Source organism: Natronotalea proteinilytica (assembly GCF_055379935.1).
In genome coordinates this window covers 459,027-484,240 of record NZ_AP043947.1, presented here as the reverse complement: position 1 = coordinate 484,240, position 25,214 = coordinate 459,027, and the positions used below count along the sequence as shown (strand labels likewise).

The window sequence follows — 25,214 nt, the reverse complement described above, 5'->3', positions numbered from 1 at the left end:
AATGATGTACGCGTCTCCGTACGTATCGTAGAGCTCTTGGTTGGATTGGCCCTGCGGTGTGTTCAGCCCAATAGATGTACAGGCCCTCCTCACAACAGATCAGATACGGCATCCCCCGGCAGGTATATATCAATCGTGAGACCGCGCCCGCCCAACAGCCTGTCTTTGGTCGCGGTCGTACCGGTGGGGTGTTGCACAACAACGACCTGCCAGTCGCCCACCACCTCTGCCTGCTCGTCAGTTACCAAGAGGGCGGTGGATTCGTCAACCCCGACGCCGATAAACGATGGCTTTTCGAGCACGGCAGTGAGCAAGCGGTTGTAGCGGCTACGATAGATGAAGTGCTGATCGATGATCGCATTCGGCCATAGGTCGAGTCCGTCACGCACAATCAGGTTTTCGGATTCGAGGGTGCGGTACGTTGGATGATACTCGTCATAGCGCTGTTCATCGCCAGTAATCACGTGTCCCCCCATCACAGCCGCGCCGGCACTGGTGCCCGCTACGATCGCCCCCTGGTCGTATCCCTCGTGGATGGCATCGGGAATCGCGGTCTCCTCCACCCGGTCCATAAACCGTCGCTGATCGCCCCCCGTCAGGTAGATGAGCTGTGCCGACCGAATGGCATCCAGGTCTTCGTCTGTCGGATGGTTGCCGCCGGCAAGATGCACACCCTGCACCGATTGTGCTCCGGCGGCCTCCAGGCGCGCCTTCACCTCGTCAATGGCATCGAGCGGATCGGCATCAGCCATGGGCAGGATGACGGCTTGCCCGCTTGTATCCACGCCAGCTTCGGCAATCATGCGAGCCACCATGTCATCAGGTTGCGCTCCGCCGCCGATGATAAACAGTCCGCCTTCTCCATTTACCGGGTCGGAGCCATTGGCCGTATCGGAAGGTCCTGACGCAGCATCACATCCAACCATGGCACCGGTACCCCCAGCAACTATGAGCACCAACAGCCAACTCAGAAAAGATCGGGACATAGCAAGGTTCTCAATACAACAGATTGCAGACTAAGTAGACCCACAAAAGTATCTTTGACTATGTCATTGCGAGCGTAGCGACGCAATCTTGTGCTATCGAACCAGGCGGCACCGCCCAGGTCGAGGGCATGAGATCGCACCCCAGGAGTACTCGTTCGCTAGCGCTCACAGCGCCACGTCAGTCGCAGGGCTCCTTCCTCGCGATGACAAGGTGTAAACATAGTTTTATTGAGTTACGTAGCGGCTCTGACTAAGGTAGGCTACCAACGCGTGGCAAGCAAGAACGCCTCGCTCACATCTCTACCTATCGGTGGAGGCCCCTCTGCTGCCAACAAAGCTGATACGTTTGACCGTGGTGCGCTGCAGGTTGAAACGTGTTCGCATCCCACGGGTGGAGAGCATACGTCGCGTTCGTCTCCCGCTGCTATCTCATTACGATGCCTGCTCCCTACGCCCTCGGACTCACGTCCCAGCCCGAACATCCTGAGGCCCAGTCCCTCACTGTAAAAGGCACGCTCCCCCCGTGGCTGCGCGGCACGCTCGTGCGCAATGGTCCCGGACAGTTTGAGGTGGGCGACGACAGCTATAACCACTGGTTTGATGGACTGGCGCTGTTGCACGCCTTTACGCTGACAGGCGACGGTGTGTCGTATCGGAACCGCTTTCTGCGAAGCAGCGCTTATACCGAGGCCGAATCCGAGCATCGCATCACGCAGTCGGCATTTGCCACGGATCCATGTCGATCGCTGTTTGAGCGCGTCATGACGGTGTTTCGTCCGCAGCTTACCGACAACGCCAACGTGAGTATCCACCGGCTGGCAGGCGATTGGGTGGCGCTTACCGAAACGCCGATGCCCGTTCGCTTCGATCCGTACACGCTCGATACGCTGGGCGTGCACTCCTTCGACGACACGCTTAGCGGTCCGCTCACCACGGCGCATCCACATCGCACTGCCGATGGCACGCTCTACAGCTATGTCGTGGACTTCTCGAAGCCAACCAGCACGTATCGCCTTTTCCGCATTGACGCCGCCACCAATACACGCCACGAACTGGGCACCCACACCGTGCGCCGCCCGGCGTATATGCACAGCTTTGCGATGACGCCCCGCTACCTGGCGCTGGTCGCTTTTCCGCTCGTGGTTGATCCGCTGCAGGTGCTGCTTACCGGACGCCCGTTCATCGAGAACTTCGAGTGGCAGCCCGAGCGCGGTACGCAGGTGCATGTGTTTGAACGCGATACCGGACAGCGCCTCACCACCGTTTCTACCGATCCGATGTTTGCGTTTCATCACATCAATGCGTTTGAGGACGACGACACCCTCTGCATCGACATGGCTGCTTACCCGGATGCGCGGATTGTAGATCGGATGTATCTGGATGCGCTACGTAGCGGCTGGACCGATGTGGAGATGGCCCGCCCCGAACGCCTTCGGGTCGATCTCAACGAGCACACCGTTACGCACGAGCGTCTCTGCGATGTGGGGATAGAGGTGCCTCGCATCCATTACGCAAAGCACAACGGACGGGCATATCGCTATGCCTATGGAGCCGGGAACCGCACCCCAGGGCACTTCACCGATGAACTTGTCAAGGTGGATGTGTCGGCCGGCACCGCGCAGCACTGGCACGCTCCGGACTGCTTTCCGGGCGAGCCCGTGTTTGTGGCTGATCCAAACGGAACGAAAGAAGACGACGGGGTGGTACTTTCGGTGGTACTTGATGCAGCTGCCGAGCGTTCTTTTCTGCTCGTGCTTGACGCGACTTCATTCACCGAAATTGCGCGTGCTGAGGCGCCACAGGCTATCCCGCTCAACTTCCACGGCCAGTTTCTGCATGCCGACGATCCGCTGCGTGGACTACATCGGTAGTCTGTTGGGAGCAGCCTCCGGGTACGACGGCTATAGAAGCGACGAGATGGAATCGACAAACGACGTAACTGCCCGTCCATCCAGCGCAATGGTGACGAGGACCCCGGCAATGGCTCCGCCGATGTGGGCCTCATGCGCAATGCCGCCCCGCTGGCCATCGCGACGGTTCTTCTGGAACGCATAGATGGAGCCCACGACGTATCCTACCGCAAACAGAAGGGCAGGAATGGGCAGCACAAAAAAGAGATAGAGCAGCTCCAGCGGAAAAAACAGACAGAAGCCAAACACCACACCGCTTACCGCGCCCGAAGCACCAATCGATGCATACCGGGGGTCGGTGTAGTGGTATGTAAAGACAACCGTATGGGCAAGCGCCTCACTGATGACATACAGCAGGAAAAAGTCGAACGAGCCCAGCAGCCCTTCTAACACCGGGCCAAAGAAGAAGAGCGTGATCATGTTCACCGCCAGGTGGCCTACGCTGCCGTGCACAAACCCGGCTGTCACAAAGCGATAATACTCCCCATTCTCAAACACCCGATATGGCTGAAACGAGAGGGGCTCCATCAACCGAGGATTGACGTACAGCACGTACCAGCTGATGGCAATGTTGGCCAGTAACAGGGCACTGGTTACCGGCACATCGAGCAGCGAAATCGGGTCCTCAAACGGCATACAAACAAGGAGGAGTCAGTTGAGCACAAGCACCGATAGGCCGGGCATGCGTGCACGGCGAGTAGGCAGAACCGCAAGATAACGTTGTGGAGATTCTTACCCCATTGCATGCCCAGGCACTTCGTCGGCGACGGTGTCGAGGAGCGATTGAAAGAGCGGCAGTCCGTCGTCGGAGCCGAGCAGGGCCTCCACATGGCGCTCGGGGTGGGGCATCAGACCCAGCACGTTGCGTTTGGCATTGCAGATGCCAGCAATGTTGCGCGCCGATCCGTTCGGGTTAGCGGTTGGATCGGGGCGGCCTTGTGCATCGGTATATCGGAAGACAACCTGATCGTTGGCTTCAAGCGCATCGAGCGTTTCGTCGTCGGCCACGTAGCGGCCTTCGCCATGAGCTACGGGAAGCGACACCACCTGGCGGGGCGCATACCGACGGGTGAACGGCGTGTCGGTGCGTTCTACGCGTACGGTGGTAGGTTTGCAAACAAACCGCAGCGAATCGTTGCGGGCGAGCGTGCCGGGGAGGAGTCCGGCTTCACATAGCACCTGGAAGCCGTTGCACACGCCGAGCACGTATCCGCCGTCGTGAGCGAATTCAATAACGGCTTCCATGATGGGTGAAAACCGAGCGATGGCTCCCGAGCGCAGGTAGTCGCCATAGGAGAACCCACCCGGCAGCACCACAACATCCACATCAGCCAGGTCGCGGTCTTGATGCCACAAAAAGGAAGCCTTTGCCCCCAGCACATGCTTGGCAGCATGGTAGGCGTCGTGGTCGCAGTTCGATCCGGGAAACGTGACAATGCCAAAGCGGGCCATAGGAAAGCGAAGCCAGTCGGAGAAAACATAGGAGGAGATAGCGATGAGCTTGTCTCCAATGTAGGTAGCATCTAAGCATTCGCGTACCGCATTCCAATGAAAAGCCCGTGAGGCTCCTCCTGTGGGAAAACGAATACCACTACTTTGTCACACCTGAATGTTATGGTCCAAGGTAGTGGATAGACGCTAAATGATAAGGTGGTTGGAGACCGCAGTTTTGTCTTGTTCGAACCCCCTCTCCCTACGGGTTTCTCCCCCTTAGCCAAGGGGGAGATGTCCACAGGATCACGCCTGCGGCGAAGCTCGAAGACAGAGGGGGTTTGAGCGTGTTGCGATGATGTAAACCACATGTCAATCACTTAATACCTTACCGCTACCTGGTCCAACATTGTCATCGCGAGGAGGGAGCCCTGCGACTGACGCGGCGCTGTGAGCGCTAGCGAACGAGTACTCCTGGGGTGCGATCTCATGCCGTGGATTGGGCGGCTGCACCCGGCCTGATGGCATGAGATTGCGTCGCTGCACTCGCAATGACAAGATTGTGAGTTATTCTCGGTACGTTAGGTGGCCATGTGTTACCCGAAGATTGGCCTGTGACACAGCACTACCAGCGCACTACTACGCCTTTACGAAGTTGAGCCAACTGCTCTCTTCATCGTCATAGGCATCAACGGCCAGCGGTTCGGGAGCGCGTTGGTACGAGCAGAGTAGGCGGTGCACCTCTTGCTCCATCACGTGGAGCGCATTCGAGATCAGGTCGCTGCGGAAGCCTCGATCGCCAAGCTCAATGATGTACTCCATGATGGTGATGCGACCAAGGGCGCGCCCGAGTTCTACGCTTTTACGCTGCGAGAGCGTGGAGCTATCCAGCGAAAAGTCGAGGGCTTCGCCAAAGCGGTCAGCCGCACGGTGCATGGCGTCGAGGTCACTTAGGAAGGTGCCCAAGTTCGACTCTTTCGCACGGCGCATCGATTTGAGTACGGTCTCCGTAATTTGCTGGTAGAGCACATCGTTGGAGCCCTCAAAGATTTGAAATGGGCGGCTGTCTACCGTGGCGCGTCCGGCAGGGTGGTCGAGGCGATAGCCTTTGCCGCCCGAGAGCTGCAAGAACGATTGGGCGGCGTCTTGCATCAGATCGGTGACAACAGCTTTGGTCGCGTTGGGAGCCAGGTTGCTACTGGCCATGTTGTTTTCGATCTGCGCGGTTTCGCTGGTGTGTAGGCACATCGCAGAGCATGCCGTAAACGCAGCCTGAATCCACGCCAGACGTTTTTGCACCTGATCGTGGTCAAACAGCGACTTGGTGCCTACGAAGCGCTCTTTGCAGTGAGCCAGCGATTCATCGAGGATGCGCTTCAAAAAGCCCATGCCCATGCCAGGAAACTCGATGCGGCTGCGGTGCAGCGTATCCAGCATCATCTTGATGCCCGTGCTTTCGGGTTCGAGCCGGTGGGTGGTGGGCACGGTAAGGTCAAGCCGGTTCCGCCCATACGGAATGAGATAGAGGCCGAGATTTTCGTACATCTCCTCCACCTCCACCATTTGCGCGGGCTGATTCATGTCGGCGATGAAGAAGTCGATATCGCGGCTAAGTTGGCCACTCGATGATTGGCGCCGTGCAGTGAGCAGCCAGAAGTCGGCCCATCCGGTGAGGCCGGCCCAGTGCTTGATCCCCTCAAGATGGTATCCGTTCTCCGTCTCAACGTACGACGTTTTCATGTTCAACGCATCGGTGCCGTACTCGGGCTCGGTAATCATGAGCCCGCCCATGTTTTTATCCTTCAAGAAGCGCTCAAAGATCGGCCCTTTTACGTCCTCATTTGCATATTTCGTAACGGGTTGCAGAAATAGGGCGCCGTTAATGCCAAAGGTGAGCGAGAGCGCAAGCGACTCGTAGGAGGCTGCCGCCAAAATAGCCTGGCATTCGTGAATGTGCCCTCCGCGTCCGCCGTATTCTTCGGGGATAAACGCAGCCAGCGGCGTAGCCGATTGCACCTCACGCAACATGTACGGAGGCAACCCGCGATTGACGCTCACCGCGTTGAAGTCGCCCCGCTCGCGAAAGACCGTGCGGAGCTTGTGACGAAAGGTGTTGAGAAACGAAGCAAAGTCAACAGACGACCGGATGTCGTCGGAGAGGTAGGGAGCAATACTCATAGGGTAGGGGCCGCTATCATCAAAACATGGTACGCATATGTAACGGTACCCGGCGGAGCGCCGAAAGATCGCTCGTTTTGGGGGATATAGTCTACAATCTCGAAATAATCGTAGATTTATCAAGGAGGATTACAGGTTGCACACAGAATGAGGCATTCCCCCACAACAACCAGTGGGGACGCCCGGACAGGCGCCCCCACCGTTGCAGCATTCACAAAACAGATCTCCGATCAAAAGACGCTAAAACGGCAAGTCATCATCGGGTTCAAACGATTCTTCTTGCTGTTGTTGCTGCTTTTGCTGCTGTTGACGCTGTGGCTGGTTGCCGCCTCCGCCCGGACCACCTTGTTGGCCTTTACGCGGCTGACGGCTCTGGTCGAAGCTACTGGATCCGCGATCTTGATTCATGCGGTCTTGGCCGCCTCTGCCACCGCCGCCGCCACCGGGCGCCTGTCCATCGCCGCTCAGGAAGGTAACTTGGCGTGCACGCACCTCCGTATTATACCGGGTGTTGCCATCGCGGTCGTCCCACGAACGCGTTTCGAGCTTGCCCTCCACATAAATCTGGCGTCCTTTTGAAAGGTATTCGCCACACGTTTCCGCCTGGCGGCCCCACGCCACCACATCGTGCCACTCGGTGGTTTCGACCCGCTCGCCATCACGGTTCGTGTAGCTATCGTTGGTGGCCAGCCGCATGTTGCACACAGCGGTACCACTGTTTGTATAGTTGAGCTCCGGATCTTGCCCGAGCCGTCCAATGAGAATCACTTTATTGACAGACATAATTGCGCGTGTTGGTCATGAAAAACAGAATGACAAAAAGGTAGTCGTGCATCTAAGCCCGTTTATGAATCGACATCCGTGGCGGTGCTCGGGACTGTTGTATACGCGTCGATCGGCGGCTCACTTACCTGTGCAACCGCTTGTGGGGAGTCCGAGGAGCGGCGCCGCGTGCTCGGTCCGCCTAAGAACACAACCCGATCCGCATTGACTTCTGTGCGATACTTCGTATTGCCGTCGTTGTCTTCCCAGGAGCTTGTTCGCAAACGGCCCTCCACATACACCTGACGGCCCTTTTCCAAATACTCGCTGCACGTTTCCGCTTGGCGCCCCCAGGCTACAATGTTGTGCCACTCGGTACGCTCAACGCGTTCCCCGTTGCGATTGGTAAACGACTCGCTTGTAGCCACCGGGAACGTGCACAAAGCCGTACCGCTGTTCGTATGTTTAAGTTCGGGATCGTTTCCTAAATAGCCAATCAGAATCACTTTGTTTATGCCCTGTGCCATAACAGTATGATGGATTGATGGTATGCAATCGATGAATAGGCATCACCACCTGGCTGCCAAACTACATCGCACCCGATGCCTGTATCGCTTCGACCCATTTCTACTGTAAACATAACGTGAAACAGGCACGGACCCCTATGACGGTTCGTCCGGTTGAGACAACTGCAGTGTGTCTGTATCCCAAAAAGGCAAAGCATGGTTGACTCGTACACCGTTCTCGAACTCGCCAGCGTGTTGGCCGGACCTAGCGTCGGGCAGTTTTTTGCCGAGCTGGGGGCGACCGTCATCAAAATCGAAAATCCGCGTACGCAGGGCGATGTCACGCGGCGGTGGACAGCCCCCGGCGAGACGCCGCCCGACAGCCGATCGGCGTACTTCTGTGCCTGCAACGCCGGCAAGCAGTCGGTTGCGATCGATCTATCGACCGATGCCGGACAGGCGCTGCTCCACGAGCTGGCCGCCGATGCCGATATCGTGATCGCCAACTACCGCCCCGGTCGCGCCGAAGCACTTGGCGCCGATCCCGGCACGCTGCGGGCGCTGAACCCGGCACTGCTGTATGGACACATCACCGGATATGGACCGGACAACCCGCGTCCGGGCTACGATGCCGTCATCCAGGCCGAGAGCGGATTCATGGCGATGAACGGAGCTGCCGACGGTCCACCCACCAAAATGCCCGTTGCGCTTATGGATGTGCTGGCCGCGCATCAGCTCAAGGAGGGGCTGCTCGTCGGACTCCTGCGCCGCACACAGACCGGGCAAGGCGGATACGTGCCGGTATCGCTCATGCAGGCCGCCGTTAGCGGACTCGCCAATCAGGCGACCAATTACCTGGTGGCGAACCACGTGCCGCAGCGGATGGGATCGGCGCACCCAAACATTGCCCCGTACGGCACGGCCTATTCGACCGCCGATGGGTCTGCTATCGTGTTAGCGGTGGGCACCGACCGGCAGTTTGCTGCGCTCTGCGAGGTATTGGAACGTCCCGACTTGGTGACCGACGACCGCTTCGCCACCAACGCGGCCCGTGTGGCGCATCGCGAGGCGCTTGATGCTGCGCTGCGGAGCGCCATCCGGACGCACCCCCGCAACGCGTTACTGGATGCCCTGCAAGCCCGTACCGTACCCGCTGGTGCTGTGCGCCCCCTCCCCGACGTATTTGCCGATCCGCATGCCGAGGATATGGTAATGCGAAGCGACGACGCGGCGCATCCCCCTGGACTCCGCCAATACGCCGCCGACGCCCCCTCGACTTCGATCCTGCCCCCGCCTCGGTACGCTGCCCACACCGCTGACGTGCTGCGTAACCAGCTGGGATGCATACCAGACGACATCGCCACGCTGCAGGCTGATGCTGTTGTTGTGTGTACGTAGTGTGGATCCGTGCGGAGCAGCTCTCGTATTGTTGGGCTGTACCCACCCCGTCTTACTTTGCATCCACCCACCGACTGCTCTATGAATCGCCTTCTCTTGCGCGTGCCCGCCTGGCTGCTGGTGCCGCTGCTCGTGGTGGCCACCGCCTGCGGCACTACCGAACCGGCTGCCGACGAGTCAGACGAGCCCACTAGCCGCGTAGACATTTCGTATACACAGATCTCCGACTCGCTGGAGCAGGACGAAGAGGTCGCAGCCCTCGTGACTCCGTATCGCGACCAGATGGAAGCCGAGGTCGAGACGGTGATCGCCCATGCGCCCGAAGAGCTCACCGAGGGCAATCCAGAAGGGCCGCTCGGCAACCTGGCTGCCGATGCCTTGCTGCACCACGCTCGCGAGCTGTCGGAGGGGCCCGTGCACATGGCGATGACCAACAACGGCGGCCTGCGCATCCCCATTGGTCCCGGCGATATTACCGTGGGCACGGTCTACGAACTGATGCCCTTCGAAAACCGCCTGGTGGTGGTCACGCTCTCGGGGGCCGAGGTCATAACGTTTGCCGAGCAGATCATGGAGATCTACGGCGGCGAACCCATCGCCGGATTCTCCTTCCGCGTACATGCCAACTCGGGCGACATTGAGGACCTCCAGATCGACGGTGCGCCGGTTGACCTCGAAGCCGAGTACCGCGTGGTCACATCCGACTACCTCGCCGATGGCGGCGGTCCACCCGTGCTTGAAGAGGCGCCACGCGAAGAGCTGCCCATGCTGCTGCGCGACGCCTTCATCGAGTACTTCCGCGACCTGGGCACCCTCACCGCCGAAATCGAAGGCCGCATCGAGCGCATCGAGTAGCGCCTGCAGCGTTTCTTAGTGGATGCGCATTGTTTTCTTTCATCCAACTGCCTTGCCCCTACCATGGCTACCACCCGACGCAACTTCCTCCGCACCCTTGCAGCGACTACCGCGGGCGCCGCGCTGTGGCCCGGACTCAGCATGGCGGCGTCCGGCGATCGGACGCACCTCGTCATCCTACACACCAACGACACCCACTCGCGCATCGACCCCTTCCCCGACGACGGCGGACGCTTCGCGGGGCTGGGTGGTGTGGCTCGCCGCGCTGCGCTCATCGACGACATCCGCGCTCGCAACGACAATGTGCTGCTCCTCGACAGCGGCGACATCTTTCAGGGCACGCCCTACTTCAACTTTTTTGAGGGCGAGATCGAGTTCAAAACGATGTCGGCCATGGACTACGACATCGCTACGCTGGGCAACCACGACTTCGACAACGGCGTGGACGGGTTCATGGAGGCGCTGCCTCATGCCGACTTCGAGTTTGTCTCGTCGAACTACGACGTGCACGGCTCTCCAATGGAGCCGCACGTAGCGCCCTACACCACGCGCACCTTTGGCGGGCTGAAGGTCGGGCTCTTTGGGCTCGGCATCGCATTTGACGGACTCGTCTTGCCTTCGCTGCACGAAGGGGTATCGTACGAGGACCCGGTCGGCGTGGCTCGCGAGATGGTGCAGCAGCTCCGCGCGGACGGCTGCGATCTGGTGGTATGCCTCTCGCACCTGGGCTACCAGTACGACAGCGACCGCGTAAGCGATGTACGCGTGGCCGAGCAGGTGGAAGGCATCGACCTGATTCTGGGCGGACACACGCATACCTTTCTGGATGAGCCGCACGTGGTGCCCCACGACCACAGTGCCGAAACGCAGATCGCGCAGGTCGGCTGGGCCGGCATCCGCCTCGGACGCATCGACGTAATCGTAGACACCGACGGACGCGTACAGCAGTGGGCCCACCACCAGTACCCGGTTGATGATCGGGTTCGGGTGGGGTAAGAGAGCCGCGATCAACAAGCGATGGGTAGTGGATAGACGCTAAATGATAAAGCGATTGGACACCGCTGCTTTGTCTTCTTCGAACCCCTTTGTCTTCGAGCTTCGCCGCAGACGTGATCCTGTGGACATCTCCCCCTTGGCTAAGGCTAGTCCTTACACATAACTTTCTCTCTGATATTTCGTTGATGGGAAATTTGACTTCCCCACCGTCTGTTCAATGAGAGACTGTTGGACCCCACAAAAAGAACCCACCTGAAGAACCCACCTGGGCGTCTGCTCGGGCGAGTGGATCCTGAATCAAGTTCAGGATGACGTGTCGGGGGGGACGGTGCTGGAGACGAAGGCTCCTTTCAACCCAAATGCCACCCCCTCGAATGTCATCCAGATCCTAAATCGAGTTCAGGACAGGCAAGCGATCATCAACGATTATCACCATCTCAGGTTGTGGACATCTCCCCCTTAGCCAAGGGGGAGAAACCCGATACGAGCCCGCAGGGCGACTGATGGAGCGAAGCGGAATAAGGGAGAGGGGGTTTGAGCGAGTCGCGATGATGTAGACCACTTAACATCTTACCGCTACCAAGCGATGTTTTTACACGCGGTACGGCACCGCCTCAAACATGATAACGACAGAGATCGCTGTATCCGGTTCGTGCATCTCAACGTATGCACGAGATGCGTCGATCCCATTCAAGTAGTCGATAAGGATAACTGAACCCAGAAGTAGAGTCATGTCGTCGCTGATTGACCTTCCTCCGCTTCCGGATCCCAAGGACGCGTCCATTCGGCGCGGATGCGACGCTGGTATTCAAGGCCATCGCCGCTCTGCCAGTGCGGTGCGGCGGCGTCTGCGAGTTCGTTCAGCGACGACTCATCCTGTTTCCCCCCTTGTTTCGTTGAAGACGCTGCGCTCGTCGATTCCAGGTCGAGCACACGTTCAATCTCCAGCCAGTCCGCGTAATCAATCTGGACGGCTACGGGCTGTTGGTTTTCATCCGTGACGATCTTTTTGGGTATATCCATGACGGGGGTGCTGTCTTTTCATCGGTGTCTTGAGGGGATCTAACGCCGGTCTCGGGAATCTGCTCCGTAAGGGCACGCACCTCCGCGACGTTTATGCCGTGGTCGCATATCAAACAACGCAACAATCGCTATCGAATTATTTCAGCACGACGCGCACGAGACCATGAGCGAGCCCTCTATTACAACCGTATCCGCTGACAAGTTGGACGACATGGAGAGCCAAACCGACTGGGAGGCCCTCCAAGCAAAGACGGATGCCGAAATCCAGCAGGACATCGCCGCAGATCCCGACACGCATGCAGTGGATGCGGACTGGTTTCGGATCGCGCAAGCGGTGGTACCCACTTCGGAAAAGAAACGCATCACAATTCGGCTTGATGAAGACATCGTCAGGTACTTCAAGCACGATGGCGAAGGCTACCAGAGCCGCATCAACGATGTACTGAAAACATTTGTCTTGGCGAAACGCATGCAAGACGAGCGCTCTGCGGATTCGTGATAGTCTCCAAACCAAAGGGGCTTCCCCATTCGGCCAGAGCGCTCTCACTTCTGTAAGCTCAGGCAGGACGAAGGGTTGTTTCTCAAGATACGTTTCGTCAACCCACTATTGCCGCATGCCACCACAACTGGACCACTAACTCCGGCTAATTTCTGCCCTTGAATGGCAAGTTGCTTGTTTGTAACATTATAGTCTTGCCCCCCCTTAAAACTGCTATACTCCCAAATGAAGTTAGTCAAAACCTAATAACAATTAGACAGGTAACGTGAAATACAGCAGTTTAGTAGTATCAATCTTGGTAAGCACGTTCTTGCTTTTCGGCTTTAATTTAGATTCTGAAGTCACTCCACTGGAAGATGAAGTTCCAGTAGAGCCCAAAGTGGAGTTCTCTGATGAAGTTGTGGCAGCAGATTTCTTAGCCTTTGAGTTGCTGTCTTTCGATTCTGAGGCAGATCTCTTAGGAGAGCAGTCCAGTAGTTGCACGGTCGAGGCACGAGCAATGAATTGCGATAAGCAGATGAGGTCGGATGGAGATGGTAACGCTAACGGTTGCGAAGACTTTTTCTGTGAGACCGACACATGCTGTGCAAACTCATGTGAGGGTGCAATCATAAGGTAACAGACTATGAAGGTCTAAAGTAGAAAAATGGTTATGGGGGAGTTCTTCTTATCTTAGAAGGGCTCCCCCATTATATGGTGTTACCTAAACAAAACGAGCAATATAAAATGCGAATACTTTTAGTTGCCATAACTTTAGGATTATTTTCTATAGTAAGCGAAGCGCAGGATCTAAACGACGTTGTTGAGTGGACCGATACAATCACACTCGAAGAAAATGAAGAGGTCTTTACTGATCGCGTTCATGTGCGCGTAGAACCTGATCGGTTTTTGATCGGTGACACGAGGGAAAATCAAATTCGCGAGTACACCCGCGCCGGCGAACTCCTGAGCTATCTCGGTGAAGACGATCCAGAAGCCCCCGAAGGGTTCTGGTTTCCGATGGCACCGCTGAGAATGGAAGGGGGCTCCCTGCTTGTGCCCAACAGTGGAAACGGCTCACTTTCCGTGTTGGACGAGAATAGAACCCTGATAGAGCGCCACAGTCGAGTTTCTACGTCAAGTACCTTTTCCATAGAGCCGCTTCCAGTAGACGGACGGGTATTGTTTGTTGGCTCTACCGAAGGCCGTCAAGGCACGCCAGATTTCCTCCACCATCTGGATCCGTCGGCTGGTGAGGTAACGAAGAGTTTCTATCCGTTGCCGGATGCATTTGGAAGCCATGCGGGATTTTTGTACGACATCTCTCCCATTGTGAACACCGATGTGTATTCAGAGCGCATTGCGGCGGGCTTTCTCCTCTCGAACACCATTGCGCTTTTCGATATCGACGGGACCCATCTTGGCGATGTTGAACCCGCTCTTTCCGCGTTCAAAGAAGTTGAGCAAACCGAGGAGCAACCTACGCGCGACGAGTGGGAGGCAGAGCTGGTACGTCGTTCGCTCTTTAACACCCTCTTCTGGCTAAACGATGAAACGCTGCTGATTCAGTTCACCAATTCGTACTTTGATGACCAGAACGAACGGCAGTTGAACCGTGTGTTGGCTGCTGTAACAACAGAAGGCGACGTGCTTTTCGAAGTAGAAGACACGCCACGCTTGCTGGCGGTTGACCCGGAGACGGGCGACATCTTTTTTGCGCACCCCGACCACGATTTCGAATCCCACTGGCGCGTGGGACAGGTTAAGGAAGAGGTGCTGCCGTAGCGGAGTTCTACGAGGTGTCTGAGTACGCGTTGTGCTATACATGTATCTCCCCATGTATCTGCCGTTGAACGTACAGAAGCGTATTTATGCCCCTACACGGTCATCCCAGACGGAGCGTAGCGACGATCTGGGATCCATCCCCTAATAGATAGGTGCGTGCCGGACGTAAAGGCAGCCTTCAACCGGCGGAATGGATTACTTTGTGCGTCGCTTCGCTCGGCTCCGGATCAGCGGCGCCAGGGGCGCCTTGTCCGGGATGACAGGACGATGGGGAGCTCTGCGCCTTCTGAATCCATAGCACAATCCGTTCTGAGTCTCTTTGTTGAGTGATTGAACAGAGACTCGACGTAGCGCTGCAGGGCTTCCTCGCGAACGGTGCGTTCGTTCTATCCCCAAGCGCCGAAGGGCTGCCTCTACACGAAGCAGCCCTTCTGGCGTTGGCAGACATTCACGAGAGATGCGACGGGATAGTTGTCAGGAGACTTCGCCCGCGTATCCCCTAAAATCCATCAAAACACGGCCGTAACGCCCAGCGAGAACGTGCGAGGAATGGGGACCTCGGCAAAGTCCAGTCCGCGAACGCCGGTACGTTGTCCGCCTACGTTGATCTCCGGGTCGTATCCGCTGTACCCGTCGATGGAGAGCACGTTACGCGCGGCAAGGGTGAGGCGCACGCGTTCAATCCGTGCGGCCGCCGGACGCAGCGTGTATGCGGCGCTGACTTCGCGCAGTTTCAGAAATGAGCCGTCTTCGACCCAATGCTCGTGGACAAGCCGGGCAGCCGATGCGTACCCCGATGGCAAATCTCCTTCAAGTTCTTGCTGGTACAACTCCGTTACCCCTAAGACGGGCCAAGACCCTTCGTACCTCGTGAAGTTGAACACGTCGTGCCCAACAACTGCGTCCCACTGCATGCGCAAATCAAAATTGCGGATGCTCACGTCGTTGATCCACGACGCAACAAAGTCGGGATGCGGATCGCCTATAACACCCCGCTCTCCTATGCCCAGAAGTCCACTCTGTCCTGTCTCGGAGGCAGAATCATCACGCAGACGCCAGAGCCCCTCGTCATCCTTGACGAGGATATTGCCCTCACGGTCCATCACGTTACCGGATGCGTCGCGGTCAAACTGAAAGCCGTAGAAAACCCCGAGCGGTTCCCCATTGACCGCCCACAACCGCTCAAAAGAGTTCGAGAATCTAAGATTATCCTCTGGGAGGCCGCTCACTTCGTTTCGGTTGCGGCTGAAATTAATGGTGGTCGTCCAGTCCGTACGCGCCTGATCCACGACCTGTGCCTGCACCGACAACTCGATGCCGCGATTGGTGAGTGTGCCTGCGTTTTTTAGGAGAGACTGAAAGCCGAATCCAGTTGATGATCCGGAAAAAGTCGGGTCTAACTCCGACCCCGTGCCTACCAACAGGTCGCTGGTACGCTGCCTGTAGTAGGTGGCTTCCACGGCCACGCGGTCGGTAAAGAGGTGCGCGTCTGCACCGATCTCTACCTCGCGCTGCCGCTCAGGTGTCACGCCTTCAGGCACGGCACGGTAAAAGGGAAGGACGGACGCCGGGCCGCCCGAAAAGCCGAGTGCACTTTGAAGCGTAAAGCGCGGAAACAGGCGATCAAGCCCTGTACCGCTCCAGAACTGCAGCTCAGAAAGCCTGTGAGTAAGGCGTGCACTCGGATAAAACGAAGCCCCGCTGTCTTCAAACGAAGGATACGTAGCAACCTGTAAGCCGCCCGTAACAACGAGGCGGTCCTTCCAGGTCAGCGTCTCTTGCACGAACCCACTGTACACATCGTAATCGGTATCGAACGTGCTGAAACCTTGGGAAAAGGGGTCCTCAGGCCTTCCTTGAATCTCCTCTGTGTCCGTCGTGCTGGTTTCGAGTTGCACGCTGCCGCCTATCAGTGTTGTGGAGCGCAGCGTACTCGAAAGGTCGGTGCTATAACTAACATCCAGTGTGCTACTGATGCGCTGCTGGGTGTAGGTGCTGCTGCGCGCAGATCGTGGACGGGCATCGGCAGGAGCGTTTGGAAACCTGAGGAAACCGGAGGGTACGATCGCAGTCGCATCCTGCGTATACGTATCCAGTCCGATCACGTAGTCGACACTCAGATTTTCCGTCGGACGCAGATTCAGGGCGGCGCTTCCAATAAATCGATCGGTGTCCTGCGTGAAGTCAAAGCGTTCCATGACTTCCAGCGGGTTCAGCCGGAAGCCATCGTCAGGAAACGATCCATCGACGTTGGGGCGCGGGTCAAAGGTATTTGGGCCCGCGATAAACCCGGTCAGCGCACCATATGCCCGGTTGAGTCCGCCATTGGGGATGTCTTGCGTGTTGCTCCGTGCGTAGGTGGCGCTTCCCGTAAGCGCAGCCCAGTCGGTCAGTTGCTGGTCAATCCGTAGGCGTCCGTTGATGCGGCGGAAGTGATTGCCTTCGATAATCCCCTGGTTGGCAAAATGAGAGCCCGAGGCGCGGTAGCGTGTGTCGCCGAATCCGCCTGATATGGACAGGGCCTGCTCGGTGCCATAAGCCCGGTCGAAGATAAAGTCCTGCCAGTCCCAGCGGCGCTCGCCCTCGGGAAGTGGGTTACCATCGTTATCCAGAAACTGGCCCTGTGCGTTCTGTGCCATGTTGACGTTGAGCGTATTACGCACCGATTCGGTCTGGGCTCGCGTGGAAAACGTGACACGGGGCGCGCCGGAGGTGCCCTGCTTGGTAAAAATCTCCACGACACCGTTGTTGGCGCGCGGTCCATACTGAGCGGCACCCGTAGCACCTCGCACAATGTCGATGCGCTCAATGTCATGCAGTGCCAGATCGATGAGGCGATTCTGGCTCCCGCCGCCCAGGTCAATGAGCTCGCGCGAGGCGTTGCTTATGGGAATGCCGTCCAGCACATAGAGCGGGGTGGTGTCTCCGAGAATCGTGCTGGGTCCGCGTAGGCGCATCGACATACCGCCCGCTGGGTTGCCGGAGTTCTGCGTGACGTAGGCCCCGGCGATTTTGCCTTGCAGCGCGCGGTTGACCGAAAACGCAATGGGGCCCATGTCTGTGCTATCAACGGAAGCCGCCGCGTATCCCCGTTGCACAGATTGAGGCTTTGCATCAGATGTGTCGGCCACTGATGCAGAAGAGGGATTCGAAGCTTGTTGGGCCGTTGCTGTTTGAGCGATGAGCAGGCCGCTGAAAAGCAGTCCGATGCTCAATGAAGCGTACCAATGGTTCATACGAGAGAGAAAGTAAAAATGAAAGGGGAGAAATCGTAAAGGAAAAACGTGTTGTGGCGCTAAAAAACACAACAAAGAGGATGACTCAGTATCGCAGGAATGAAGACAGGTGTACGCCCATACACGTGCCGCTCCGGTGCTCGCCATGGAGAGCGAGACACCAGAGCGGCTATGCGTTGTGTGGCGTGCAGCGGCACTGATTGGTGCGCACGCGCATTCGCCTGTGCCCAAAACTGAGGCGGGTAGTGGATAGAGGCTAAGTGATGAGACAGTTGCAAATTGCAGCCTCGTATCGGTCGAACCCCCTCTCCCTACGGGTTTCTCCCCCTTGGCCAAGGGGGAGATGTCCACAGGATCACGCCTGCGGCGAAGCTCGGCAGACAGAGGGGGTTTGAGCGGGCTGCAATCATGTAAACCGCATGTCAATCACTTAACATTGGACCGCTACTCTGAAGCGCTACACCTCCTCGCGGCTCCAGCCGGTGGAGTGGTCGTTGATGTAGGCGGTGAGCTGGTCGATGGCAATCCGGTCTTGCTCCATCGAGTCGCGGTCGCGGATGGTAACCTGCTGGTCGTCGAGGGTCTCGAAATCTACCGTAATGCAGAACGGCGTGCCGGCTTCGTCCATGCGGCGGTAGCGTTTGCCCATGGAGCCGCGCTCGTCGTACATCACGTTGAAATGCGGACGCAGGTCGTCTTCGATTTCGTGCGCGATGTCGGGGAGGCCCTTCTTTTTGGAGAGCGGGAAGATGGCGGCACGGATGGGTGCGACCTCGGGATGAAAGCGCAGCACCGTGCGGTCGTTGCCGTTTGCTTCGTCCTCGTCGTACGCATCGCAAAGCAGCATCAGCACCGTGCGGTCGAGGCCGACCGACGTTTCGACGACGTACGGGATGTACTTCTCTTGGTCGAACGGATCGTAGTAGGTCATATTCTTGCCCGAGTACTCCTGGTGCCGCTTCAGGTCGTAGTCGGTGCGCGAGTGGATGCCTTCGACCTCCTTCCAGCCAATGGGATACTCGTACTGGATGTCTTCGGCGGCGTCGGCGTAGTGCGAGAGCTGCTCGTGCTCGTGGAAGCGCAGCTTCGAGGGGCGCACGCCCAAGCGCTTGTGCCACGCCATGCGCTTCTCGCGCCACTCTGCAAAGAAGTCGAGCTGCTCGCCGGGTTTTACGAAGTATTGCATCTCCATCTGCTCAAACTCGCGCATCCGGAAGACAAACTGCCGCGCCACAATTTCATTGCGGAACGCTTTGCCAATCTGCGCGATGCCAAACGGCACATGCTGCCGCGCCGGCTCGCGTACGTTATGGAAGTTCACGAAGATGCCCTGGGCCGTCTCCGGACGCAGGAAGATGCGGTCGCCTGTTTCAGCAACGGGGCCCACGTGGGTTTCGAACATCAGGTTGAACTGCCGCACGGGCGTCCAATCGAAGGCACCGGAGCGGGGGGCGCGAATTTCTTCATCTTGAATAATATCGTACAGATCGCCCGCCATGTCATCGCTGTTGAGCGCGGCCACGAGACGTTCGTACACCGCCTCGGCCTGCTCCATGTCGCCATCCTGGCGAAGGTCGCGGATGTAGTCTTCGATCAGCTCATCGGCGCGGTAGCGGTGGTTGGAGGCCTTGTCGTCAATCAGCGGATCGTTGAAGGCTTCGGTGTGGCCCGAGGCCTCCCACGTTTTCGGATGCATCATAATCGCCGCATCCAGCCCAACAATATCGCCGTGGCCGTACACCATCTCCTGCCACCAGAGGTCTTTTACGTTGCGCTTCAGCTCCACGCCCAGCGGACCGTAGTCGTACGTGGCCGCCTGGCCGCCGTAGATCTCGGACGACTGAAAGATGAAGCCGCGCTGTTTGGACAAGGACACGATGGTGTCAAAAAGGTCGCTCATAGGTCTATATGTGCAATATCGTAGCGAAAAGATCGGCCACAAGGCCCGGTAGAGTTACAACGTAGCAGTTGCTAACGGCGGATGCAATGCCGGGAACGGGAGACGGTTTGAAAAGCGGACCAACAGAAGCGACGTTCAACCATCTGAGGCCCCGGTCTTGTTTTTGGATTGTCTTACGACTATTATGTGCAGTAAATATGCAAGCTCAACGAATGTGGGGTTAACCAGGTAAGCTTACAAACGTATCGTTACGTACTGTCATTACAAGGGGGCTAATGACGCGGCGCCGTGCGCGCAGCCGAGGACGTGCCTTTAGAGTGCAATCTTGTGTAGAGTGCAATCTTGTGCCTTCAAACTGGGTGGTACTGCCCAATCGCACGGCATGAGATCGCCACGTCGGTCGCAGGCTTCCTCCTCGCGATGACAAGGTGTAAACGTATTTCTGCCGACTTACTTAGGTGCCACTCTTCCTTGAACCATGACCTAACGCTACCCTCTTCTCAACATCTTATATTGATATGCGGTCTCTACTTTTTACAGGAACGGCTTTTTGTCTGGCGCTGCTCATGGGGCTATCGTCGGGATGCACCATTACAGGTGAAACGGTACAGACGACGTACAATGCTGAGCATGACCAATCGGTCTATGAAACACGTCCGGTACGGATTGAACGCGGCGGCAGCGGACTGGGCACCTCGGGACGGCAGATCATCTATGTGAAGGCCCAAGCTACATGCGAGGGCGAAGGTTGTACGCCCGAGTCGGTACGGATGCTGTTGTCGAGTGGTACGCACAACGTACAGTGGCTCGATTACGATGATGTGTCGATTCGCGCCGATAATTGGGAATATCGGTGGACGAACGTGTCGAAGCGCGAGGATCCAGAGTTTGTCGGCATTGGCGAGTTTATGCGTCTTTCGCTTCCCATCGATGATTTCCGAGCGATGTTGCAAACACGCTCGCTCACCATCCAAGTCGGCGGGTTGGATGTAGGGCTTTCGTTCTCGCAGCTTGAGCGCTTTCGGAAGATGATGGTGGCGATGAGTCCGGACTTTGAGCAAGGCGATGAACTGTTGACTCCGCCCGAGCAGTCAGAAGACGATGTCGTGTAGTGTAAGTGAGTTCACACGACGGTTTTGGGCATGCACCCCTTCGTACATGCATTGTCATCTTGAGCGTAGCGAAGCGGAGCCTGACACGAGCGAAGCGACTGACGAACGCAGTGAGTAAAGATCTCCCCCGAAATGGGCAGGGCTTTTGGTTTGCCAGGAGCTGCTGAACATCGAACAGGCCCTGGAGGCGTCACAGCACGCTGTGGTACATGTTTAGCGTGGTACAATGGCCGCCCGGGATATGGGTGTGCTTACGTCGCTAAACCTGTACGTCAGAGAGGGAGACCTGATTGGAAAGGACTGGCGATCATGTGCACTGTTTGTACTCTCGTGGCGATGCTCCGCGTCGCCACGCCCACTGGGACGCTCCAGCGTCCCGGACCTGATTCGGGATCTCACCGCGACGCGGGTTACCAGCGGGTGGGAGGGCGCAGGAGTCCGGCGGTGGCCGTGCCAATGCGAATGAACGTATGCAGCGCATCCCACAGCGGAAAGGCAAGCATCGGGGCGCGTGGAGCAAACAGCGCATCGGCGCGCTGCACGAGCGTGGACAGCATAATCAGGCGAAGTGCAAGCAGTCCGGCGCCCACCGTGCCGATGAGCAGAGGCGAGAGCCAGAGCACAGCGGCTGCGGCGTAGTAGCCCGACAGATGGACTGCAGGGCTGCGGTCGTAGACGCGTCCGCTGGACGTGTGGCGTTGTTGCTGGCGAAGCCATGTCCCCCAGGACGCGGGGGCGGTGGTCGGGACCTCGGCAGCGGCGGTCCATACAGCCTGACAGGGAATGCCAGCGCGGTGGGCGGCTTGTACAAACAGATCATCGTCACCGCTGAGCAGGTGAGCGTGTGCCGTGTGCCCTTCGGTTTGCTTGTAGGCTGCTTTGGGATAACTCAGGTTGCGGCCCACCGCCATGTATGGACGCCCGGCCTGGGCTGCTGCCAACATAGGTATTGTAGCTGTCCACGTTTCGTAGGCTGCAACACGTTCTAAGAGCGTGCGAGGCGTAGCAGGCAAGCTCGGGCCAATCAGCACCGTGGGCGTATCCGTAGCGGTATGATGCTGGGCCAAGGTAGCGAGCCAGGTAAGAGGCGGCGTACAGTCGGCATCGGTGAAGGCAAGGAGTTCGGTGGGAGCCGCCGCGATGCCCGTGTCCAGTGCATGCTTTTTGCCTTGCGGTCCGGTATGATGCACAACATGGGCTGACGAATCATCGGCAGTGTGTGCGTTCAGCCAGTCCGCTGTGCCATCGGTCGAATGGTCGTTGACCCATACGACGTGAACATCCGGGTGCGTTTGGCGATGAAGCGCCTCAGCGACATCTGGGAGCACGTCGCGCTCATTGTGTAGAGCAACTACCACGGTGCATGGAGGAAGCGCACTGGAAGCAGCATCTGACGGCGGCGTTCCGTGCTGGGGAGCATGCGGGGTGTGCCACATCACCCACCCTAAATATCCCATTTGGACAAAAAACGCAGCCAGGCACAAGACGAAAAGCATAGAGGAGGCAGCAGGTGGGAACGTGTGCGTTGGTGCGGGCTACCGCATATCGATAGGTAGCATACAATCCGAACGGGCCGATTCGTCGGAAAAAAGTTTTAGTGGATTTGAACAGGATGGCCCTTCAAACGCTTTCGAAAGAGGCGCGCGTGTCGCATGTTGGTCTCCACATCCTTTCATAACCCTTGAACCCATGACCCAACCGGCTTCCGGATGGCCCGATCTGGGCCGTTTTTGGACGTTACCCAACGCATTGAGCCTCGTGCGGCTCGCGCTGGTCTTCCCCATTGCGGGGTTGATCTGGCTCGAAGGGTCGCTGGAGTGGCTCGTGGGGCTGGTGCTGATCGCCATCCTCACCGATTGGTTTGACGGTCGCCTGGCTCGCTGGCTCAATACGGTATCAGACTGGGGAAAGGTTCTGGATCCGTTGGCGGACAAAGTGGCGGCGGTGCTTACCGTGCTGGCGCTTACCTTTCGACCCACCGAGCCCAACCTGCCGCTTTGGTTTTTGGCGCTGGTTGTTGTGCGTGATGGGGCCATTGTGGCGGGAAGTGCTATTTTGGCGCGGCGCGTAGGCAAAATTGTGATGAGCGCCTGGCTGGGGAAGGCGGCCACTACGTGGTTGGCCATTACCGTGCTGGCGGCCATCTTACGGGCCGATGCGCCGGTGCTCATGGTGTGCGTGTACATGACCTCGGGGCTCTTGGTGATCTCTTTTGGCGTGTACACGTGGAAATTCATCCGTACGGTGCGGTATATGACCAATGGCGAGGCGTACACCCACATTGACCTTTCGGCAGGCGCCACGCATCATCCAGAGGCCGCCGACGAGCCTGGTGCCGATGCGGTTGATTCAGACGCAGCTGGCTCTGAAGAGCGGAGCCCGGGGTCTGCCTCGTCGCCTGCTCCCACGTCTCAACCGGAAGCCTCGCACCCCTCGTAGCTGTTTATCTGCACTGCTGTTTCCAACCGTTTCTTTCGCATAACCTTCCGCTTTGCCCATGGGCATTCTCGACCGCTTTATCAATCGCAACACCGACGAAGAGCAAGAAAAGCTGGAGGAGGGGATGGACAAAACCCGCTCCAGCTTTATGGGCAAGCTCGACCGGCTCGTACGCGGCAAGGACACGGTCGATGCGGCGCTGCTCGATGACCTGGAGGAGCTGCTCGTAACAAGCGATGTGGGCGTAGACACGACGCTCGACATCATTGATCACATCGAGGAGCGGGTGGCCCGCGATCAGTACGTGTCTTCTGAAGAGCTCAATAGCATGATTCGCGAGGAGGTTGCGAAGCTCATGCTTGAGAAAGAGGAGGAGCGGCCCGCCGATTTTGCGGCAGAGCTTCCCAACAAGCCGCACGTCATTATGGTGGTGGGCGTTAACGGAGTAGGAAAGACCACTACCATCGGCAAAATGGCGCATCAGTACAAGAAGGCGGGCAAATCGGTGATGCTGGGCGCTGGCGATACGTTCCGAGCAGCGGCCATCGAGCAGCTCGAAATCTGGGCCGACCGCGCTGATGTGCCGATCATCAAACAAAAGCATGGCTCGGACCCAGCCGCTGTGGCGTTCGATACGATTGAAGCCGCTGTGGCGCGCGACATTGATGTGGTGCTTATCGACACCGCCGGACGGTTGCATACCAAGGGCGGATTGATGGATGAGCTTAGCAAGGTGAAGCGCATCATGAGCCGTAAGGTGCCCGACGCACCTCACGAGGTCCTGCTCGTGCTGGATGCCTCCACCGGACAGAATGCCATTCGACAGGCCGAGGAGTTTACGAACAGCGTGGATGTAACGGGCCTCGCCCTCACCAAGCTTGACGGCACCGCTAAGGGCGGCGTTGTCATTGGCGTGTCGCACCAGTTCCAGGTGCCTGTAAAATACATTGGCGTAGGCGAAGGCATTGATGACTTGCAGGTGTTTGACCGAAAAGGCTTCGTTGAAGCGCTCTTCGGTGCATAACGCGTACGACCCTTCTCTGCTTGGCAACGGTTCAATGGTAAGTGATAGTCATACAAGCACTTTATCGCAGTCTACCAAAATCCCCTCTGTCTGGCGACATCTCCCCCTTGGACAAGGGGGAGAAACCCGTAGGGAGAGGGGGTTCGACCAAGATGAGGTTGCAATTTCCAATCGCCTCATCACTTAGCGTATATCCACTACCCTCTGCTTTTTTGTTTGTCAAACGTTCTGCTTATGCGAATCGTATTCATGGGCACGCCCCAGTTTGCTGTCCCATCTCTTCAAGCACTGGTTGAGGCCGACCATGCCCCCACGACGGTGGTAACAGGTCCCGACCGAGCACGGGGGCGCGGCCAGAAAATGCGGCCTACGGCTGTAAAGAAAGCGGCGTTAGAGCATGGAATCGACGACATCTTACAACCCGAATCGGTGCGCAGCACCACATTTGCCGATGCCTTGCGCGAACGTAATCCCGCTTGTTTTGTCGTGGTTGCGTTCAAGATATTGCCTGCCGAGGTGTTGACCATCCCCACAAAAGGGGCGTTCAACTTGCACGGCTCCCTGCTTCCACGATATCGAGGAGCAGCTCCTATCCACCGTGCGGTGATGAACGGAGATGCCGAAACCGGCGTAACGACGTTTTTCTTAGAGCCGGCTGTGGATACCGGAGACATCATCTTGAAAAAACGCATGTCCATTGGCCCCAACGAAACCACGGGCGATGTGCACGACCGCATGATGCATTTGGGAGCCGAGGCCGTTGTCGAAACAGTGCAGCAAATTGCCACAGATACCACGACGCGCACCCCGCAAGACGATAGTCAAGCCACCGCCGCCCCCAAGGTGCATGCCGAAGAAGCTGCCATCCCGTGGGAGGCCTCGGCGGCTACCGTCCACAACCACATCCGTGGCCTTTCGCCGATTCCCGGTGCATGGACCCTGCACAATGACACCCGCTTGAAGGTGTACCGCTCCACCCGTTCCGATCATCGGTGTCCCGACAACGCCGCACCGGGCACAGTCGTGGCCGCCAACGATGCGTTTGTAGTAGCCTGTGGGCAGGGATGCGTAGCGCTCGAAGTGATCCAGCAGCCCGGTCGCAAGCGCATGGAAGCAGAAGCCTTTCTGAACGGATACGACATTGCCGCTGGAGCGATGTTGAACAGTCCCACGGGATAGGCTCCCCTTTGCCCCG

The 25,214-nt window shown here is 57.8% G+C and carries 21 protein-coding genes; 10 read left to right on the top strand and 11 right to left on the bottom strand.

Going from position 1 to position 25,214, the window contains the following annotated elements; genetic code table 11:
• Positions 1-89: 89 nt before the first annotated feature.
• Positions 90-986, bottom strand: a complete 897-nt coding sequence (locus tag ACZ5AL_RS02165) for a cyanophycinase (protein ID WP_464511868.1) — start codon at positions 984-986, stop codon at positions 90-92.
• Positions 987-1,423: 437 nt separating this feature from the next.
• Between ACZ5AL_RS02165 and ACZ5AL_RS02160 the strand changes: the two genes are divergently transcribed.
• Positions 1,424-2,857, top strand: a complete 1,434-nt coding sequence (locus ACZ5AL_RS02160) for a carotenoid oxygenase family protein (RefSeq protein WP_464511867.1) — start codon at positions 1,424-1,426, stop codon at positions 2,855-2,857.
• A gap of 30 nt (positions 2,858-2,887) precedes the next feature.
• Here the strand turns inward: ACZ5AL_RS02160 and ACZ5AL_RS02155 are convergent, their stop codons facing one another.
• The 5 genes from ACZ5AL_RS02155 to ACZ5AL_RS02135 form a co-directional block, all read right to left on the bottom strand.
• Positions 2,888-3,532, bottom strand: coding sequence for a rhomboid family intramembrane serine protease (locus ACZ5AL_RS02155; protein ID WP_464511866.1), 645 nt, complete (start codon positions 3,530-3,532; stop codon positions 2,888-2,890).
• 96 nt (positions 3,533-3,628) lie between these two features.
• Entirely contained in the window at positions 3,629-4,348 is a 720-nt protein-coding gene (purQ, locus tag ACZ5AL_RS02150) for a phosphoribosylformylglycinamidine synthase subunit PurQ (RefSeq protein WP_464511864.1), read from the bottom strand.
• 618 nt (positions 4,349-4,966) lie between these two features.
• Positions 4,967-6,505, bottom strand: a complete 1,539-nt coding sequence (locus ACZ5AL_RS02145) for an acyl-CoA dehydrogenase family protein (RefSeq protein WP_464511863.1) — start codon at positions 6,503-6,505, stop codon at positions 4,967-4,969.
• 240 nt (positions 6,506-6,745) lie between these two features.
• Positions 6,746-7,288 carry a single-stranded DNA-binding protein gene (locus ACZ5AL_RS02140; RefSeq protein WP_464511862.1) on the bottom strand — a complete coding sequence of 181 codons (543 nt, stop codon included), beginning with the start codon at positions 7,286-7,288 and terminating at the stop codon, positions 6,746-6,748.
• A gap of 62 nt (positions 7,289-7,350) precedes the next feature.
• Positions 7,351-7,794, bottom strand: coding sequence for a single-stranded DNA-binding protein (locus tag ACZ5AL_RS02135; RefSeq protein ID WP_464511860.1), 444 nt, complete (start codon positions 7,792-7,794; stop codon positions 7,351-7,353).
• A gap of 195 nt (positions 7,795-7,989) precedes the next feature.
• Between ACZ5AL_RS02135 and ACZ5AL_RS02130 the strand changes: the two genes are divergently transcribed.
• The 3 genes from ACZ5AL_RS02130 (at position 7,990) to ACZ5AL_RS02120 (ending at position 11,022) form a co-directional block, all read left to right on the top strand.
• Positions 7,990-9,171 (top strand): CaiB/BaiF CoA transferase family protein, encoded by a 1,182-nt coding sequence (locus ACZ5AL_RS02130; RefSeq protein ID WP_464511859.1) that lies wholly within the window; start codon positions 7,990-7,992, stop codon positions 9,169-9,171.
• An 81-nt stretch (positions 9,172-9,252) separates the two neighbouring features.
• Complete coding sequence (locus ACZ5AL_RS02125; protein WP_464511858.1) at positions 9,253-10,026, top strand: 5'-nucleotidase C-terminal domain-containing protein; 774 nt, start codon at positions 9,253-9,255, stop codon at positions 10,024-10,026.
• A gap of 63 nt (positions 10,027-10,089) precedes the next feature.
• Entirely contained in the window at positions 10,090-11,022 is a 933-nt protein-coding gene (locus ACZ5AL_RS02120; protein ID WP_464511856.1) for a bifunctional metallophosphatase/5'-nucleotidase, read from the top strand.
• 592 nt (positions 11,023-11,614) lie between these two features.
• On the opposite strand, the gene ACZ5AL_RS02115 is transcribed toward ACZ5AL_RS02120, so the two are convergent.
• Both ACZ5AL_RS02115 and ACZ5AL_RS02110 read right to left on the bottom strand, forming a co-directional pair.
• Complete coding sequence (locus ACZ5AL_RS02115; RefSeq protein ID WP_464511855.1) at positions 11,615-11,755, bottom strand: hypothetical protein; 141 nt, start codon at positions 11,753-11,755, stop codon at positions 11,615-11,617.
• On the bottom strand, positions 11,752-12,045 hold the full coding sequence (locus ACZ5AL_RS02110; protein WP_464511854.1) for a hypothetical protein: 294 nt from the start codon (positions 12,043-12,045) through the stop codon (positions 11,752-11,754). Before ACZ5AL_RS02110 ends, ACZ5AL_RS02115 begins: the two co-directional genes overlap by 4 nt.
• A 163-nt stretch (positions 12,046-12,208) precedes the next feature.
• On the opposite strand from ACZ5AL_RS02110, the gene ACZ5AL_RS02105 reads away from it, so the two are divergent.
• Both ACZ5AL_RS02105 and ACZ5AL_RS02100 read left to right on the top strand, forming a co-directional pair.
• The gene (locus tag ACZ5AL_RS02105; RefSeq protein ID WP_464511852.1) at positions 12,209-12,544 is read left to right on the top strand and encodes a BrnA antitoxin family protein; all 336 of its coding nucleotides are present in this window, start codon (positions 12,209-12,211) and stop codon (positions 12,542-12,544) included.
• A gap of 726 nt (positions 12,545-13,270) precedes the next feature.
• On the top strand, positions 13,271-14,308 hold the full coding sequence (locus ACZ5AL_RS02100; protein WP_464511851.1) for a hypothetical protein: 1,038 nt from the start codon (positions 13,271-13,273) through the stop codon (positions 14,306-14,308).
• A gap of 509 nt (positions 14,309-14,817) precedes the next feature.
• Here ACZ5AL_RS02100 and ACZ5AL_RS02095 read toward each other — a convergent pair.
• Together ACZ5AL_RS02095 and ACZ5AL_RS02090 are read right to left on the bottom strand one after the other, a co-directional pair.
• Positions 14,818-17,544, bottom strand: coding sequence for a TonB-dependent receptor plug domain-containing protein (locus ACZ5AL_RS02095; RefSeq protein WP_464511850.1), 2,727 nt, complete (start codon positions 17,542-17,544; stop codon positions 14,818-14,820).
• Positions 17,545-18,001: 457 nt separating this feature from the next.
• The gene (locus ACZ5AL_RS02090) at positions 18,002-19,444 is read right to left on the bottom strand and encodes a glycine--tRNA ligase (protein WP_464511849.1); all 1,443 of its coding nucleotides are present in this window, start codon (positions 19,442-19,444) and stop codon (positions 18,002-18,004) included.
• 518 nt (positions 19,445-19,962) lie between these two features.
• Here ACZ5AL_RS02090 and ACZ5AL_RS02085 point away from each other — a divergent pair.
• Positions 19,963-20,556, top strand: a complete 594-nt coding sequence (locus ACZ5AL_RS02085; RefSeq protein WP_464511847.1) for a hypothetical protein — start codon at positions 19,963-19,965, stop codon at positions 20,554-20,556.
• A gap of 410 nt (positions 20,557-20,966) precedes the next feature.
• On the opposite strand, the gene ACZ5AL_RS02080 is transcribed toward ACZ5AL_RS02085, so the two are convergent.
• Positions 20,967-22,052 carry a glycosyltransferase gene (locus ACZ5AL_RS02080; protein ID WP_464511846.1) on the bottom strand — a complete coding sequence of 362 codons (1,086 nt, stop codon included), beginning with the start codon at positions 22,050-22,052 and terminating at the stop codon, positions 20,967-20,969.
• A 193-nt stretch (positions 22,053-22,245) separates the two neighbouring features.
• On the opposite strand from ACZ5AL_RS02080, the gene ACZ5AL_RS02075 reads away from it, so the two are divergent.
• The 3 genes from ACZ5AL_RS02075 (at position 22,246) to fmt (ending at position 25,198) form a co-directional block, all read left to right on the top strand.
• Entirely contained in the window at positions 22,246-22,995 is a 750-nt protein-coding gene (locus ACZ5AL_RS02075) for a CDP-alcohol phosphatidyltransferase family protein (protein ID WP_464511845.1), read from the top strand.
• A gap of 58 nt (positions 22,996-23,053) precedes the next feature.
• Positions 23,054-24,019 (top strand): signal recognition particle-docking protein FtsY, encoded by a 966-nt coding sequence (gene ftsY / locus ACZ5AL_RS02070; protein WP_464511843.1) that lies wholly within the window; start codon positions 23,054-23,056, stop codon positions 24,017-24,019.
• Between the two features lie 234 nt (positions 24,020-24,253).
• Positions 24,254-25,198 (top strand): methionyl-tRNA formyltransferase, encoded by a 945-nt coding sequence (fmt, locus tag ACZ5AL_RS02065; protein WP_464511842.1) that lies wholly within the window; start codon positions 24,254-24,256, stop codon positions 25,196-25,198.
• Positions 25,199-25,214: the final 16 nt, after the last annotated feature.

Coding starts and splice junctions, on each gene's coding strand:
- ACZ5AL_RS02140 (WP_464511862.1), bottom strand. CDS start 7,288: ATGTCTGTCAATAAAGTGATTCTCATTGGACGGCTCGGGCAAGATCCG.
- ACZ5AL_RS02095 (WP_464511850.1), bottom strand. CDS start 17,544: ATGAACCATTGGTACGCTTCATTGAGCATCGGACTGCTTTTCAGCGGC.
- ACZ5AL_RS02155 (WP_464511866.1), bottom strand. CDS start 3,532: ATGCCGTTTGAGGACCCGATTTCGCTGCTCGATGTGCCGGTAACCAGT.
- ACZ5AL_RS02105 (WP_464511852.1), top strand. CDS start 12,209: ATGAGCGAGCCCTCTATTACAACCGTATCCGCTGACAAGTTGGACGAC.
- ACZ5AL_RS02165 (WP_464511868.1), bottom strand. CDS start 986: ATGTCCCGATCTTTTCTGAGTTGGCTGTTGGTGCTCATAGTTGCTGGG.
- ftsY (WP_464511843.1), top strand. CDS start 23,054: ATGGGCATTCTCGACCGCTTTATCAATCGCAACACCGACGAAGAGCAA.
- fmt (WP_464511842.1), top strand. CDS start 24,254: ATGCGAATCGTATTCATGGGCACGCCCCAGTTTGCTGTCCCATCTCTT.
- ACZ5AL_RS02130 (WP_464511859.1), top strand. CDS start 7,990: ATGGTTGACTCGTACACCGTTCTCGAACTCGCCAGCGTGTTGGCCGGA.
- ACZ5AL_RS02090 (WP_464511849.1), bottom strand. CDS start 19,444: ATGAGCGACCTTTTTGACACCATCGTGTCCTTGTCCAAACAGCGCGGC.
- ACZ5AL_RS02125 (WP_464511858.1), top strand. CDS start 9,253: ATGAATCGCCTTCTCTTGCGCGTGCCCGCCTGGCTGCTGGTGCCGCTG.
- ACZ5AL_RS02075 (WP_464511845.1), top strand. CDS start 22,246: ATGACCCAACCGGCTTCCGGATGGCCCGATCTGGGCCGTTTTTGGACG.
- ACZ5AL_RS02110 (WP_464511854.1), bottom strand. CDS start 12,045: ATGGATATACCCAAAAAGATCGTCACGGATGAAAACCAACAGCCCGTA.
- ACZ5AL_RS02080 (WP_464511846.1), bottom strand. CDS start 22,052: ATGCTTTTCGTCTTGTGCCTGGCTGCGTTTTTTGTCCAAATGGGATAT.
- ACZ5AL_RS02085 (WP_464511847.1), top strand. CDS start 19,963: ATGCGGTCTCTACTTTTTACAGGAACGGCTTTTTGTCTGGCGCTGCTC.
- ACZ5AL_RS02100 (WP_464511851.1), top strand. CDS start 13,271: ATGCGAATACTTTTAGTTGCCATAACTTTAGGATTATTTTCTATAGTA.
- purQ (WP_464511864.1), bottom strand. CDS start 4,348: ATGGCCCGCTTTGGCATTGTCACGTTTCCCGGATCGAACTGCGACCAC.
- ACZ5AL_RS02135 (WP_464511860.1), bottom strand. CDS start 7,794: ATGGCACAGGGCATAAACAAAGTGATTCTGATTGGCTATTTAGGAAAC.
- ACZ5AL_RS02115 (WP_464511855.1), bottom strand. CDS start 11,755: ATGACTCTACTTCTGGGTTCAGTTATCCTTATCGACTACTTGAATGGG.
- ACZ5AL_RS02145 (WP_464511863.1), bottom strand. CDS start 6,505: ATGAGTATTGCTCCCTACCTCTCCGACGACATCCGGTCGTCTGTTGAC.
- ACZ5AL_RS02120 (WP_464511856.1), top strand. CDS start 10,090: ATGGCTACCACCCGACGCAACTTCCTCCGCACCCTTGCAGCGACTACC.
- ACZ5AL_RS02160 (WP_464511867.1), top strand. CDS start 1,424: ATGCCTGCTCCCTACGCCCTCGGACTCACGTCCCAGCCCGAACATCCT.